This window comes from Actinomadura rifamycini DSM 43936 (genome assembly GCF_000425065.1).
In the GTDB taxonomy this organism is placed as follows: Bacteria; Actinomycetota; Actinomycetes; order Streptosporangiales; family Streptosporangiaceae; genus Spirillospora; species Spirillospora rifamycini.
The window spans coordinates 38,559-51,930 of record NZ_KE384300.1 but is presented as its reverse complement, the minus strand read 5'-3'; the positions used below and the strand labels follow the sequence as shown (position 1 = coordinate 51,930).

Genomic DNA, 13,372 nt, shown 5'->3' with positions numbered 1-13,372 from the left:
GGAACTTCGTGATGTTCCGCGGCGTTCCGGCCCGGCACGGCGGCGGCCCGGACGGGCCCGGGAGGTCCCGGGACCCGCCCGTCCGCTCGACGCCGTGCCGGTGCGCCCGTCAGCGGATGACGTCCGCCTTCGGCAGTGCGGCCTCAGGCGCGCGCAGGCCGGCCGCCGCCTCCGCGTCCGCCCCGGCCGGCGGCTTGGGGTCGCCGAGGTCGGGGACGTGGACGATCCGCTCCGCCGGACGCTCGCCGCGCAGGAAGTACGCGTCGAAGTAGGCGTCGACGACCTCCGAGCCGCGGTGCACGATGCAGTGCGTCCGGTCGCCGTCCTGGACGACCATCCGCGAGCCCCTGAGCCGCTTGTGCAGGTCGAGCGCGCCCTCGTAGGGCGTCGCGGCGTCGTGCGTGGACTGGAACATGAGGATGTCGTCCGGAAGGTCCGGCGTCGCGCCGACGTCCACCGGCTCGCCCGCCTTCGCGCCCCAGAACAGGCAGGGGGCGTTGAACCAGGCGTTGCCCCACGTCGTGAACGGGTGCTTCGCGTTGATCCGCGCGTTGTCGCGGTACCACTTCCACCAGCTCCGCGGCCACTGCACGTCGGTGCACTCGGTCGCGAGGTACATCGCGTACCCGTTGTCGTCCGCCTCGCCGCTCGTCGGCGAGCCGAACGTGCCCGCGAACGTGGCGGCGTCCCCGTTCTTGTAGGCCGACAGCCCGGCCGCGTACCCGTGCCAGATCGCCTGGCTGCGGCGGTATCCGGCGTTCAGCACCACGTCGGTCAGCTCGGCCGGGCCGACGGCGAGCTCCTGCCCGCTCTCGGGGTCGGTGTGGCGGACGGGCTTCTTCCTGAGCTCGTCGCGCAGGCCGTAGAAGAAGTCGTGCACCTTCTTCCGCGTGTCGCCCAGGTGGTAGACGTCGTCGTATTGCGCGATCCAGCCGAAGTAGTACTCGACGTTCTCGTCGAACGCGACGTCCTGGTTGAGGTTCGCGTCGTACCAGACGTCCGACGGGCCGACGTTGCCGTCCAGCACCATCTTGTCGACGCGCTTCGGGTACACGGTCGCGTACGACGAGCCGAGGTACGTGCCGTAGGACGCGCCGTAGTAGTCGAGCCGCTCGTTGCCCAGCGCCTTGCGGATCGTCTCCAGGTCGTGGACGGAGTCGATCGTCTTGACGTGGTCGAGCAGCCCGATCTCGTCGGCCCGCTCGCAGTCGCGGGCGTACCCGGCCGAGCGCCACAGCCAGGTGGCGACCGCGCCGATCTCGCCGTCGCCGTACGCCGGGCGCGGGGCGTTCGTGTAGGCCGTGTCGCAGCTCAGCGCGGGCCTGCTCATCCCGACGCCGCGCGGGTCGAACCCGATGACGTTGTACGCCTCCCGCATCTCCGGGGAGTTCTGGGCGAACACGCGCGGGCCGAACAGCGCGCCGCCGCCGCCCGGTCCGCCCGGGTTGACGACGATGTCGCCCTGGGCGGGGCCGTCGCCGGTGTGCGGCGTCTTCGTGAGCTGCAGCGTGATCTTCGTGCCGTTCGGCGCGCCGTAGTCGAGGGGCACCTGCAGTTCGGCGCACTGCACGGTCTTCGAGACCGGGTACAGCGAGTCGTAGGACGAGCGCACCGTCTCCACGAAGTCCGCGGGGCAGGCGTGCCAGTCGAGGGCGGCGGGGTCGAATCCGCCGGCCGGTCCGGCGGGCGGGCTCGCGGCCTGCGCGCTCGTGGCGCCCATGCCGGTGAGGCCGAGTGCGGCCACGGCGGCCGCGACGACGATCCTCTTCACAAATCCCCCTAACGTGCCAGCTCGGTCGAGCCGGACATATGGGTAAATGAGTGAAGATTGTGGCGATGCTCGCGTCGGCGCGGACAGACCCGCAACAAGGTGGTGACCCGATCGTGACGAGATCACCGGAACTTCGTGATCGTCCCGGACGTTCGGGACCCCGGGCATGACGAAGCCCCCGGAGCGGTTCCGGGGGCCTTCGCGCCGATCCGCGGACGATCCGTGCGCGGATCGGCGGGCGCGGTCAGCTCATGCGGCCGCTCAGGCCACGACGACCTCGGCGCCGGGACCGGACACGGAGCCGTCCTCGCCGATCTCGAAGCCCATCTCCTCGGCGATCCGCATGGCCTCCTCGATCAGCGTCTCGACGATCTGCGCCTCGGGGACGGTCTTGACGACCTGGCCCTTGACGAAGATCTGGCCCTTGCCGTTGCCGGACGCCACGCCGAGATCGGCCTCGCGGGCCTCGCCCGGGCCGTTCACGACGCAGCCCATGACCGCGACGCGCAGCGGGGCCGGGAAGTCCTTCAGCCCCGCCGTGACCTGCTCGGCCAGCGTGTAGACGTCCACCTGCGCGCGTCCGCAGGAGGGGCACGACACGATCTCCAGGCCGCGCTGCCGCAGCCCCAGCGACTCCAGGATCGCCGTGCCGACCTTGACCTCCTCGACGGGCGGCGCCGACAGCGACACCCGGATCGTGTCGCCGATGCCCTGGCTCAGCAGCGCGCCGAACGCCACCGAGGACTTGATCGTCCCCTGGAAGGCGGGGCCCGCCTCGGTGACGCCGAGGTGCAGCGGGTAGTCGCAGGCGGCGGCGAGCCGCCGGTACGCCTCGATCATCACGACCGGGTCGTTGTGCTTCACGGAGATCTTGATGTCGCGGAAGCCGTGCTCCTCGAACAGCGAGCACTCCCACAGCGCCGACTCGACCAGCGCCTCGGGCGTCGCCTTGCCGTACTTCTCCAGCAGCCGCTTGTCGAGCGAGCCCGCGTTGACGCCGATGCGGATCGGCACCCCGGCCTCGGACGCCGCCTTGGCGATCTCCCCGACCTTGTCGTCGAACTTCTTGATGTTGCCGGGGTTGACCCGGACGGCCGCGCAGCCCGCGTCGATCGCGGCGAACACGTACTTCGGCTGGAAGTGGATGTCGGCGATGACCGGGATCGGCGACTTGCGGGCGATCGCGGGCAGCGCGTCGGCGTCGTCCTGCGACGGGCACGCGACCCGGACGATCTGGCAGCCGGACGCGGCCAGCTCCGCGATCTGCTGCAGCGTGGCGTTCACATCGGCGGTCAGCGTCGTGGTCATCGACTGCACCGACACCGGCGCGTCGCCCCCCACCGGCACGTTCCCGACCATGATCTGACGGGACTTGCGGCGCGGCCCGGCCGCGGGCCCCGCTTCCTGCCCGTCACGGACCGTAGGAATTCCCAGTGAAACGCTCATCCCTCTCCTCTGTTCGCCTCTGCTCGACCGGAGACGCTCTCGGCCCCCCGCAGAGAAGGCGGGCGTCCCCCGCGTGACACGGCCGCCCGGCCCGTACAAGCCTAGGCGCCTCGGGCGATTGCGGTGACGGCGACCGGCACGTAATAGTGTGACCGTTTAGCTACTTACCGTAAACCTCCCGGGTCATTCGGGCAGCTCGAGCGGGTTGAACAGGTCGGCCAGTATCAGCAGGACCCCGAAACCGACGAGCAGGAGGACCGCGAGGTAGGTGAGGGGCATGAGCTTGGTGATGTCGGCCGTGCCGGGATCCGGGCGGCCGCGGACCCGCGCCATGCCCGCCCGGGCGCGCTCGTAGGCGACGACCGCGAGGTGCCCGCCGTCCAGCGGCAGCAGCGGCACGACGTTCAGCGCGCCGAGGAAGATGTTCAGCGAGACGACGAGCGACAGGAACAGCGCGAGCTTGTCGCGGGCCGAGTCGTCCGACGCGAAGATCTGCCCCGACACGTCGGTCGCGCCGACGACGCTGCCCACCTGCCCCCCGGGCGAGCTGGCCCGCTCGTCCGAGAACAGGTTCGGGATCGCCGACGGCAGGTCCGCCGCGACCCGGCCGATGCCCTCGAGCGTCGTCGCGATGCCGCGCCCGGCGAACACCACCGCGTTGATCGGCCCGACCCGCTCGTACCCGGCCCCCGCCACCCGCGCGGACACCCCGACGAACGGCTCGCCGCCGAGTTCCGCGAGCCGCATCCGCAGCGTCACCGGCTCGGGAGCCCCCGGCCGCTCGACCGTCACCGCGACCGCCCGTCCGGCTCCGGCGCGTTCGATGGCCCGCGTCAGCTCCCGCCAGCCGCCGACCGGGGCGCCGTCGAACGCGACGATCCGGTCGCCCGCCCGCAGTCCCGCCCGCGCCGCCGGAGACGCCGGACGGTCCGGGCCGCACTCGGCGCCCGCCCCGGCGGGCACGCACGCCGACACCCGGTCGACGGTCGTGGTCACGGTCCCCGGGTCGCGGATCCCGAGCGTCATCGCCATCACCATGAGCAGCAGGAACGCGAACACGAAGTTCGCGACGACGCCCGCGGCGATCACGATCGCGCGGCGCCCGGCGGGCTGCCGGTAGAACGCGCGGGGCCGGTCCGCCGGATCGATCTCCTCCAGCGGCGTGTACCCGACTATCTTGACGAAGCCGCCCAGCGGGATCGCCTTCACGCCGTACTCGGTCTCGCCGCGCCGCCGCGACCACAGCGTCGGCCCGAACCCGACGAAGTACTGGGTGGCCTTCATCCCGAACCGCTTCGCGGTGAGCAGGTGCCCGGCCTCGTGCAGCATCACCGACGCGAGCAGCGCAACGACGAAGGCGACCGCGCCGAGCAGGAACGCCATCCCAGCCCCCTCGGGGGTCCGTCCCGGGCGGGCCCCGGGTGCCTAGGCGCGTGGTTCCCGAGGGGCGACCGCCCACACCCGGCCCCGCCCGGCGGCCGTCCGCCGCGCGGGACGGGTCAGGGGAGGCCGATCACTTCGCGGGTGCGGGCCCGCGCCCACGCGTCGGCGGCGAGGACGTCGTCGACCGTCAGGTCCGCCGCCGACCCGGCGGAGCCCGAGTCGTGCTCGTCCAGGACCCGCGCGACCGTGTCGACGATCCCGAGGAACGGCAGCCGGCCCGCGCGGAACGCCTCCACGCACTCCTCGTTGGACGCGTTGTAGACGGCGGGGGCGGTGCCGCCCCGCTCCCCCGCGCCGCGCGCCAGCCGCACCGCCGGGAACGCCTCGTCGTCCAGCGGGAACAGCTCCCACGTGTGCGCCCGCGTCCAGTCGATGCCCGGGGCGGCGTCCGGGACCCGGTCGGGCCAGTCCATCCCGAGCGCGATCGGCAGCCGCATGTCGGGCGGGCTCGCCTGCGCGAGCGTGGAGCCGTCGGTGAACTCCACCATCGAGTGGATCACCGACTGCGGGTGCACCATCACCTCGATGCGGTCCATCGGGACGTCGAACAGCAGGTGGGCTTCGATGACCTCCAGGCCCTTGTTGACGAGGGTCGCCGAGTTGATCGTGACGACCGGGCCCATGTCCCACGTCGGGTGGTTCAGCGCCTGCTCCGGGGTGACGTCCGCGAGCTCGTCCCGGGTGCGGCCCCGGAACGGTCCGCCGCTCGCCGTCAGCACCAGCCGCCGCACCTCCTCGGGACCGCCGCCGCGCAGGCACTGCGCGAGCGCCGAGTGCTCGGAGTCGACGGGGACGATCTGACCGGGCCGCGCCCGCCCCCGCACGAGCGGCCCGCCGATGATGAGCGACTCCTTGTTGGCGAGCGCCAGCGTCCGCCCCGCGTCCAGCGCGGCCAGCGTGGACGCCAGGCCGAGCGCGCCCGTGACGCCGTTCAGCACCACGTCGCACTGCCACCCGGCGACCTCGGCGACCGCGTCCGGCCCGGCCACGATCTTCGGGATGGGGTACTCGCCGGCGGCGTACCCGCGGCGCTTCGCCTCGGCGTAGAAGGCGAGCTGCAGGTCCTGGGCGGCGGACGCCTTGGCGACGGCGACGATCTCGGGCCGGAACTCCAGCGCCTGCTCGGCGAGCAGGCCGACCCGGCCGCCGCCGGCGGCCAGGCCCGTCACCCGGAACCGGCCGGGGTTGCGGCGGATCACGTCGAGCGCCTGCGTGCCGATCGATCCGGTGGAGCCGAGCAGGACGACGTCACGGGCGGCGGCCGCGTCGGCGGCGGCGTCAGAGGGAGTCATCACGGGGCCATTCTCGCGCATCGCGCCCCGCCCATGGCGAGTCTCCGGTGCTCAGCCGTCGCGCCCGTCCGGTCCCTGGAGGAGCGGAAGCCGCAGGACGAACCGGGCGCCGCGGGCCTCGCGTCCGGTGTCCCGCCCGGTGTCGGCGGCGTAGAGGCGGCCGCCGTGCGACACCGCGGTCGCGCGCGCGACCGCCAGGCCGAGACCGGTGCCGCCGTCGACGCGGCTGCGGGCGCTGTCCAGGCGGGTGAAGCGCTCGAAGACGCGGTCGCGGTCGGCGGGCGGGATGCCGGGGCCGTCGTCGCGGACCTCCAGGACGGCCTCCGCGCCGTCCCGGCGCACCTCGACCTCGATGAGGCCGACCGCGTGCCGCTCGGCGTTGGCGAGCAGGTTGACCAGCAGCCGGCCGAGGCGGATCGGGTTGCCTTCGACGATCACCCCGGTCTCGACCTTCGCGTTGAGCGGGACGGGCGCGGTGCGGACGGCGAGTTCCGACTCGACGAGCGCCCCGAGGTCGACCGGCTCGCGGGCGGGTTCCTCGCCGGCGTCCAGGCGGGCCAGCGCGAGGAGGTCGTCGACGATGCGGTGCAGCCGCTCGACGTCGCGCAGCGCGCCGTCCAGCGTCTCGGGGAGGTCGGCGTCGCCGGGCGCGGCCAGCGCCAGCTCGATGCGGGTGCGCAGCCCGGTCAGCGGGGTGCGCAGCTCGTGCGAGGCGTCCGCGATGAACGCGCGCCGCTGCCGGCCCGAGCGCTCCAGGCGGTCGAGCACGCCGTTGATCCGCGCGGCCAGCCGGTCGGCGGCGTCGCCGGTCGGCGGGACGCGCACCCGGCGGGACGCGTCCGCCGTCTCGAGGATCTCCGCCATCTGCGCCTCGGCGTCCGCCACCGGGCGCAGCGCGCGCTCGGCCGCGCGCCGGGCGGCGCGGGCGCCGAGGCCGAGCGCGGCGGCGAGCAGCGCGGCCAGGACGGGCGCGAGGACGCTCCACCGGGCGTCCGCGAAGACGTGCAGGACCACCGCCGCCGCGACCGTTCCGAGCAGCAGCGGCGGCCCCGTCACCGCGAGCGCGCCCACCGTCCCACGCGCCGGTGCGGAGCGCGGCCGGTGCACCCGGCCCTCGGCTTTCCGGACCGACATGTCTCCTTTGTACGTATTCCACGGCAAAGGAGACCTGCGCCGACCGTATGGGGCGGACTGATCTTCTGCCCGGTCGTCCGGCCGCGCCCCCGGCGGGCGGCACAGGAGCCTTTGCCGCCCTTTTCACCTTCGCTAGCTGGGACAACACACTCCCCGGCCTATAAAGGAGTCACGTGAAGCCGACTCCCGCGAGGGGATGGGACATGGGCCAGGCGGGTGACCCGACGTTCGACCCGGCGCCGCTGAGCACAGCGCAGCGCCTGGGCGACGCGTGCGTCGTCTGCGGCAAGAGATGGCCCCGGCCGCGCGTCCGCGTCGGCCGCCTGCCGGATTCGACCGGGGTGTTCGCGTGCGACGACTGCGCACCCGCCCCGCCGGTACCCCGCCCGCGGCGGGGCCCGCGAGAACCGCGCTTCACGGGCGCCGGACCGGTCGGAGAGCCGGACCCGGCGCCGGTGACGGCTCTGCACGCCGCCGTCGCCATGGAGTCTCTCCAGGGAGAAGGGTGACCCGGGCATTCGGGGGGAAGCCCGGGACCACCCGAGAGGCGCGCCCGGCTGGGGGCGGTCGGGCGCGCCGGAGAGACCTCTGACGGTCCCACCGGACCGCCGCTACAGCTTCGTCGACTCGATCCAGGTGCGCGTCCACTCCGCGTAGCTCGTGCACCGGTCCTCGCCCGAACCCGCCTCGGCGTCCCCGGCGTCCCCGGCGTCCGCGCCCGGCTCGCGGCCGCAGTCCTCGCGCGGGGTGTGCGCGAAGATCACGTCCTCCAGGTACTCGCGGTCGCCGACGCGGTACGCGCTGCAGAAGCCCGGCCGGAGCCGGTCGCCCGAGCACGCCTGCGGGTTGGCGGGCGCCACGCCCGTCCACTCGGCCACCTGCTGCTGGACGTCCGCGGACGCCGTCCACTGCAGCCACTGGTACATGCAGTTCGGGTGCTGCGCCCGGGAGCTGATCATCCAAGCGTCCAGCCAGCCGGTCACGCCCTCCGCCGGGACGGCGCCCCGCACCGGCTGCGACGCCCGGTTCAGCACGTCCACGTGGTACGGCCACGCCTGCCCCAGGACAGCGCCGCCCGCCGCGAACGCGCTGACGGCGTCGGCGGGCAGCTCCCAGTACTCGGCGACGTGCGGGCGCTGCTCCTTCAGGACGCGCCCGGCGGCGGCGAGCTGCTCGGGCGTCAGCGAGTACGGGTCCTCGACGCCGAGGCCGGGCTCGGCGCCCTTGAGGTACAGCGCGGCCTCGGCGATCGACAGCGGGCTGTCGCGCATGACGAGCCCGCCCGAGCGGCCGCGGGCCCGGTCGGGGTCGAACAGCGCGGCCCAGCTCGACGGCTGCGGCACCGACCGCGAGTCGTGGACCAGCAGGTTCGAGCCCCACACGTACGGGACGCCGAAGTACTCGCCGTCCCGTTCGAGCAGGCCGCGCAGCGTCGGCTCGAGCTTCTTGTAGCCGTCCACGAGGTCGGTGTTCACCGGGACGACCTGGTCGTCGGCGATGAGCCGCCCGGCGACCTCGGGCGGCGCGGCGACGCCGTCGTAGTGCCGGCCCTCGTCGCGCATCAGGTCGGCCATCTCGCGCGGGGTCGTCGCGACCTTCCAGCCGATCTTGCAGCCGGTGCGCTCCTCGAACGGGGTGACCCAGTCGACGCGCGGGTCGGTGCCGCCGTTCTCGATGTAGCCCGGCAGCGTCACGAGGTTGAGGACGCCCTCGCCGGGGCCGAGCGTGCTCGCCGCCTTCGCGACGCCGACCGGCTCCCGGTCGTCCTCGCCGCCGCTGCACGCGACGAGTCCCGCCGCGGCCAGCACCGCGGACGCCCCCAGGGCCGCCAGCACCTTGGCGCGCACCCCGTCCAGCAGGCGCGTGTTCGTCGGGCGCGTGCCCGTCAGCCGCATGTCGCTCCCAGCTCGCCTCGCGGGTCCGCTCCCCCGGATTCGCGAACGTCCCCGTCGGCGCAGCGTAGCGCCTTCGCGGCGGGGCGGCGGCGGGACCGCGCGGGGCCGGGCGCGCGCCGCGGGACCGTCCGCCCTTTTCCTCGGACGGACGACGCCCGGCGAAAGAACCGCCGCCCGTTCGTCGCCCGAACCGACGTCCGGATTTCGGATGGGCCGGAACAACGCGCAACACGAGCGGCGGGGCGGCGCCTAATGCGTCCGCCGGGGCGGAACCCGATCCGCCACGGCCGGCGGCGACCATTCACCGCCATTTACCGCCACTGTTTCCGGCCCTTCACCCGGGTGGCGCGGGACCCGCCACGGCCCCGGGGGACGGCGGGTGCCGGCGTCCGCGCCGCACACGGAGTTCTCCGGCGGGGGCTGCGGCGCGGACACCGTCCTGCCCGGGGCCGTGACGGCACCGGCGGGCGCGGCGGGTCGGGGAACAGCGGTCATCCTGCGGAGCCGCCCGGCCACGCGATCGCCGGCGCCCGGCGGAACGGCGACGGTGTGACGCCCTCGAGCCGGAGGAGGTTCGAGGGACGCCGCGCGTCCCGCCGGGTGTCGTCGGGGAGGGGCGGCCGGTGACCCCGCGCGCCGGAGGGCGGGGTCCGCCGGATCGCCTCGATCCGCGCGATGAGGGCCTGCGGGGTGTCGGCCTCCAGGAAGTCGCCGACGTCCAGCTCGCGGGGCGGCAGCGCCCACCAGCGGCGGGTGAACGGGCCGAACCAGAACGTCCAGCCCGGAAAACGCCGTCCGAGCGCGTCGACCTCTGCGGCATGGTCGTCTGCGGTCATTGCGCGGCTCCCTGCGCCGGCCCCGCGGTCACGGTCGCCACCGGGCCCTGACTTTCATTTTCGCCTCATTTAATTGAGACAGTCAGATTGTGTCGCCGCGCACAGAACGAGTCAATGGAAGTTGCTATTATTCGCGGCCGTGCCGGGTCCGTAAGAAGGCCACGCAAACGCGGCCGGGGGCGGCCCGCCGGCACCGGCAGCCTGTAACGCGGCGAACGGCGTCCTTGACACTGTGCCCGGTAGCATCGGCGTGATGCTGCCCACGGTCGACGACGTGCTCCGGCTCGACGCGGTCCGCCGCTGCCGGCCGCGCGTCGTCGCGGGCGCCGACCGCACCGGCGGCCGCGTCCGCTGGGTCCACGTCGCCGAGGTCACCGACATCGCGCCCCTGCTGCGCGGCGGCGAGCTCGTCCTCACCACCGGCATCGCGCTGCCCGACGACCCGGACCGGCTGCGCGCCTACATCGCCGACCTCGCCGAGGTCGGGGTGTGCGGGCTGATGATCGAGCTGGGCCGCCGGTACGCCACCGCGCTGCCCGGCCCGCTGATCGACGCCGCCGAGCGGCACGGACTCCCGGTGGTCGTGCTCGAGCACGAGCCGGTGTTCGTCGACATCACCGAGGCCGTGCACGCGCGGATCGTCCAGGAGCAGTTCGCGGAGCTGCGGGAGTCGGAGCGGCTGCACGAGATCTTCACCCGGCTGTCGGTCGAGGGCGCCTCCACCGACGAGGTCGTCCGGCGGGTCGCCGCGCTCGCCGGGCACCCGGTCGTCCTGGAGAACCTGTCGCACCGGGTGCTGGCCGCCGACGCGGGCGGCGCCGACCCGGCGGAGGTGCTGGCGGCGTGGGAGGCGCGGTCCCGGGCCGTCCGGCCCGGCGGCCGCACCGGCTACGACGCGACGTCCGGCTGGCTGGCGACCGCGGTGGGCGCCCGCGGCGAGGACTGGGGACGGCTGATCATCGTCCTCGGGTCGCCGCCGACGCCGCGCGAGACCGTCCTGGTCGAGCGGGCCGCGACCACGCTCGCGCTCGGCCGGCTGCTCGACCGGCACGCCGAGAGCCTCGAGCGGCAGGCGCACGGGACGCTCCTCGCCCGCATCATCGCGCACGCCCACTCCGATCCGCAGGAGGCCGCGGCGCGCGCCCGGGCGCTCGGGGTCCCGCTGACCGGGCGGCGGCTGTTCGGCGCGGTGCTGCGGTACCGGGGCGCCGCGGGGGCGGCGCCGGGCGGGGAGCTCTCCCAGCTCGCCGAGACCACCGCCGCCGCCTGCCGGCGGGCGCGGGTCGCCGCGCTCGTCGGCGTGCTGGACGAGGGCGGGCCGGACGCGCGGGTCGGCGTGCTCGCGTCGCTGCCCGCCCGCACCGGCGCCGAGACCGCGCTCACCGAGATCGCCGCGCTGCTGCGCCGGCAGTCGGTGCACGACGGGGTGCTCGCCGCCGGCTCCGTCGTCGAGACGGTCCGCGACGTGCGCCGCTCGTTCCTGGAGGCCGAGCAGGTCGCCGACGTCGCCGCCCGCGGCCCCGGCGACCGCCCCTTCTACCGGCTGCCCGACCTGCGGCTGCGCGGCCTGCTGCACCTCCTGCGGGACGACGCCCGCGTGCAGACGTTCGTCGAGCGGGAGCTCGGCCCGCTGCTGCGGCACGACGCCGCGCACGGCACCGACCTCGCCCGCGTCCTGGAGCTGTACCTGGAGTGCGGCCGCAACAAGGCCGAGGCGGCGCAGCGCGCCCACCTGTCGCGCCCCGCCCTCTACGAGCGCCTGCGCCGCATCGGGCGCGTGCTGGGCGCCGACCTCGACGACGTCGAGTCGTGCGTGTCGCTGCACGTGGCGCTGCTCGCGCTCGGCTCCGTCCGCCGGGAGCGGCCGTGACCCGCGCTCACCTGCGGCCGAGGAGGCGGAGCAGGTCGGGGTCGGTGGCGAACAGCCGGTCCAGCTCGGCGGCGCCGACCCGGTCGGCGAGGATCTGCAGGGCGATGTCCTGGCGGACGTACTCGGCCGCCATCAGCGCGACCGCCGGGTCCGCGGTGTAGATGCCCCACGCCGCGCTCTCGGCGAAGCCGCCGACCACGGCCTCGCGCCGGTCGCCGACCACCACGATCAGCCGGTAGCCGAGGTCCTCCAGGACGGCCTCGGGCGCGGAGTACCGGTGCCGGTGGACGCGCGCGCCCGCGTCCGCGCCGGGCCCGGCGTCGTCGCCGAACGCGACGACCGACACGTCCACGCCCCGTCCCGCGGCCTCCTCGACCGGGCCCCGCAGCCGCCGCATCTCCTCCGGCCAGATCGACACGAACAGGTCGCGGCGGGCCGCCGCGACGACGTCCCCGGCCCGGTCGAGCATCGCCTCGGCGTCCTTGAGCCCGTGGATCGGCGGCGCCTCCGGCGCGGCGGCGACCGCGGGCAGCGCCGTCCGCAGCGCCGCGACGGAGCCGTCGAACTCGCGGCGCATCCGGTCCAGCAGCGACTCGGGCGGCAGCGGCAGGTACTCGGTGGCGTCGGACGAGCCGCGCACCTCGTACGCGGCGCCGCGCGCCACGAGCTTGCCCAGCGTCTCGTACACGGTGCTGCGCGGGACCCCCGACCGCTTGGCGACCTCGTACCCGTTGACCGGCCGGCCCGCCGCGACGAGCGCCACGTACGCCTTGGCCTCGTACCCCGACATGCCCAGCCGCCGGAGGTGCTCCAGGACGTCCCGCGTGCTCACCGCCGTCATGCTACGCGCCCGGCCCGCCGCGGCGGGGCCGTACGGCGCGCCCGCCCGTGCTGCGATGATCGGGGCATGACGCGCCGCCTCGACGACGCCGCACTCGAGGCGTCCCCGGTCGTGGCGAACAACGCCATGAACCGCGGACGGACCCTCGCCGCCTACCGCCGCGAACTCGGGGTCGATCCCCTCGCCGAGGCCGCCCGGCACGGGACCGGCCGCTGGCTCGACCTGTGCTGCGGCACGGGCCGCGCCCTGGTCGACGCCGCCGGACGTTCCCCGGACGTCGAGATCACGGGCGTCGACCTCGTCGGCCACTTCCTGCCCGGGGTGCCGCCGCCGAACGTCCGGTTCGTCGTGGCCTCCGTGACCGCGTGGGAGCCGGACGCCCCCGCCGACCTGATCACGTGCGTCCACGGGCTGCACTACGTCGGCGACAAGCTCGGGCTGCTCGCGCGCGCCGCGTCCTGGCTGACGGAGGGCGGCCTGCTGGTCGCCGACTTCGACTCGCGCTCGGTGCGGCTCGCCGACGGCTCCCCCGCCGGGCGCCCGCTGGCGGCCGCGCTCCGCCGGGCCGGTTTCGGCCACGACGCCCGCCGCCGCCGCATCACGCTGCGCGGCCGCCGCGAGGCGACCCTCCCGTACCGGTACCTGGGCGCCGACGACCGGGCCGGCCCGAACTACACCGGTCAGCCCGCCGTCGACTCTTACTACGCCCCGGACCCGCAGTAAGCGCCCACTGACCCCAGCGGCCGAGACCGCCGCGTGCTCCCATACGATGCGCGCCATGCCCCCCAGAAACAACCGGGCCCCCTTTCCCAGCCGCACCTCCGGAGCCGACCGCCCCTCCCCC

At 74.9% G+C, this 13,372-nt stretch carries 10 protein-coding genes; 2 read left to right on the top strand and 8 right to left on the bottom strand.

Annotated features, from left to right (window positions below; genetic code table 11):
• Positions 1 to 109: 109 nt before the first annotated feature.
• The 7 genes from H505_RS46145 to H505_RS0133570 all read right to left on the bottom strand — a co-directional run bounded on the left by H505_RS46145 (position 110) and on the right by H505_RS0133570 (position 9,817).
• Positions 110 to 1,771, bottom strand: coding sequence for an alpha/beta hydrolase (locus H505_RS46145; protein ID WP_051301472.1), 1,662 nt, complete (start codon positions 1,769 to 1,771; stop codon positions 110 to 112).
• Between the two features lie 261 nt (positions 1,772 to 2,032).
• The gene (ispG, locus tag H505_RS0133600; RefSeq protein WP_026405439.1) at positions 2,033 to 3,217 is read right to left on the bottom strand and encodes a flavodoxin-dependent (E)-4-hydroxy-3-methylbut-2-enyl-diphosphate synthase; all 1,185 of its coding nucleotides are present in this window, start codon (positions 3,215 to 3,217) and stop codon (positions 2,033 to 2,035) included.
• Positions 3,218 to 3,400: 183 nt separating this feature from the next.
• On the bottom strand, positions 3,401 to 4,600 hold the full coding sequence (locus H505_RS0133595) for a M50 family metallopeptidase (RefSeq protein ID WP_026405438.1): 1,200 nt from the start codon (positions 4,598 to 4,600) through the stop codon (positions 3,401 to 3,403).
• A 116-nt stretch (positions 4,601 to 4,716) separates the two neighbouring features.
• Positions 4,717 to 5,952 (bottom strand): 1-deoxy-D-xylulose-5-phosphate reductoisomerase, encoded by a 1,236-nt coding sequence (gene dxr / locus H505_RS0133590; RefSeq protein WP_051301556.1) that lies wholly within the window; start codon positions 5,950 to 5,952, stop codon positions 4,717 to 4,719.
• Between the two features lie 51 nt (positions 5,953 to 6,003).
• Positions 6,004 to 7,086: a sensor histidine kinase gene (locus H505_RS46140; RefSeq protein ID WP_051301471.1), complete on the bottom strand. Its 1,083-nt coding sequence runs from the start codon at positions 7,084 to 7,086 to the stop codon at positions 6,004 to 6,006.
• Between the two features lie 611 nt (positions 7,087 to 7,697).
• Positions 7,698 to 8,981 carry an extracellular solute-binding protein gene (locus tag H505_RS46130; RefSeq protein WP_084551126.1) on the bottom strand — a complete coding sequence of 428 codons (1,284 nt, stop codon included), beginning with the start codon at positions 8,979 to 8,981 and terminating at the stop codon, positions 7,698 to 7,700.
• Positions 8,982 to 9,472: 491 nt separating this feature from the next.
• On the bottom strand, positions 9,473 to 9,817 hold the full coding sequence (locus tag H505_RS0133570) for a hypothetical protein (protein ID WP_026405436.1): 345 nt from the start codon (positions 9,815 to 9,817) through the stop codon (positions 9,473 to 9,475).
• A gap of 253 nt (positions 9,818 to 10,070) precedes the next feature.
• Between H505_RS0133570 and H505_RS0133565 the strand changes: the two genes are divergently transcribed.
• The gene (locus H505_RS0133565; protein ID WP_026405435.1) at positions 10,071 to 11,687 is read left to right on the top strand and encodes a PucR family transcriptional regulator; all 1,617 of its coding nucleotides are present in this window, start codon (positions 10,071 to 10,073) and stop codon (positions 11,685 to 11,687) included.
• 7 nt (positions 11,688 to 11,694) lie between these two features.
• On the opposite strand, the gene H505_RS0133560 is transcribed toward H505_RS0133565, so the two are convergent.
• Positions 11,695 to 12,528 carry a TrmB family transcriptional regulator gene (locus tag H505_RS0133560; protein WP_026405434.1) on the bottom strand — a complete coding sequence of 278 codons (834 nt, stop codon included), beginning with the start codon at positions 12,526 to 12,528 and terminating at the stop codon, positions 11,695 to 11,697.
• A gap of 66 nt (positions 12,529 to 12,594) precedes the next feature.
• On the opposite strand from H505_RS0133560, the gene H505_RS0133555 reads away from it, so the two are divergent.
• Positions 12,595 to 13,251 (top strand): class I SAM-dependent methyltransferase, encoded by a 657-nt coding sequence (locus tag H505_RS0133555; protein ID WP_026405433.1) that lies wholly within the window; start codon positions 12,595 to 12,597, stop codon positions 13,249 to 13,251.
• The last annotated feature ends 121 nt before the right edge of the window (positions 13,252 to 13,372 follow it).

Excerpts from the sequence above, each read along its gene's own strand:
- ispG (WP_026405439.1), bottom strand. The coding sequence starts at position 3,217 with ATGAGCGTTTCACTGGGAATTCCTACGGTCCGTGACGGGCAGGAAGCG.
- H505_RS0133595 (WP_026405438.1), bottom strand. The coding sequence starts at position 4,600 with ATGGCGTTCCTGCTCGGCGCGGTCGCCTTCGTCGTTGCGCTGCTCGCG.
- dxr (WP_051301556.1), bottom strand. The coding sequence starts at position 5,952 with ATGACTCCCTCTGACGCCGCCGCCGACGCGGCCGCCGCCCGTGACGTC.
- H505_RS46140 (WP_051301471.1), bottom strand. The coding sequence starts at position 7,086 with ATGTCGGTCCGGAAAGCCGAGGGCCGGGTGCACCGGCCGCGCTCCGCA.
- H505_RS46130 (WP_084551126.1), bottom strand. The coding sequence starts at position 8,981 with ATGCGGCTGACGGGCACGCGCCCGACGAACACGCGCCTGCTGGACGGG.
- H505_RS0133570 (WP_026405436.1), bottom strand. The coding sequence starts at position 9,817 with ATGACCGCAGACGACCATGCCGCAGAGGTCGACGCGCTCGGACGGCGT.
- H505_RS0133565 (WP_026405435.1), top strand. The coding sequence starts at position 10,071 with ATGCTGCCCACGGTCGACGACGTGCTCCGGCTCGACGCGGTCCGCCGC.
- H505_RS0133560 (WP_026405434.1), bottom strand. The coding sequence starts at position 12,528 with ATGACGGCGGTGAGCACGCGGGACGTCCTGGAGCACCTCCGGCGGCTG.
- H505_RS0133555 (WP_026405433.1), top strand. The coding sequence starts at position 12,595 with ATGACGCGCCGCCTCGACGACGCCGCACTCGAGGCGTCCCCGGTCGTG.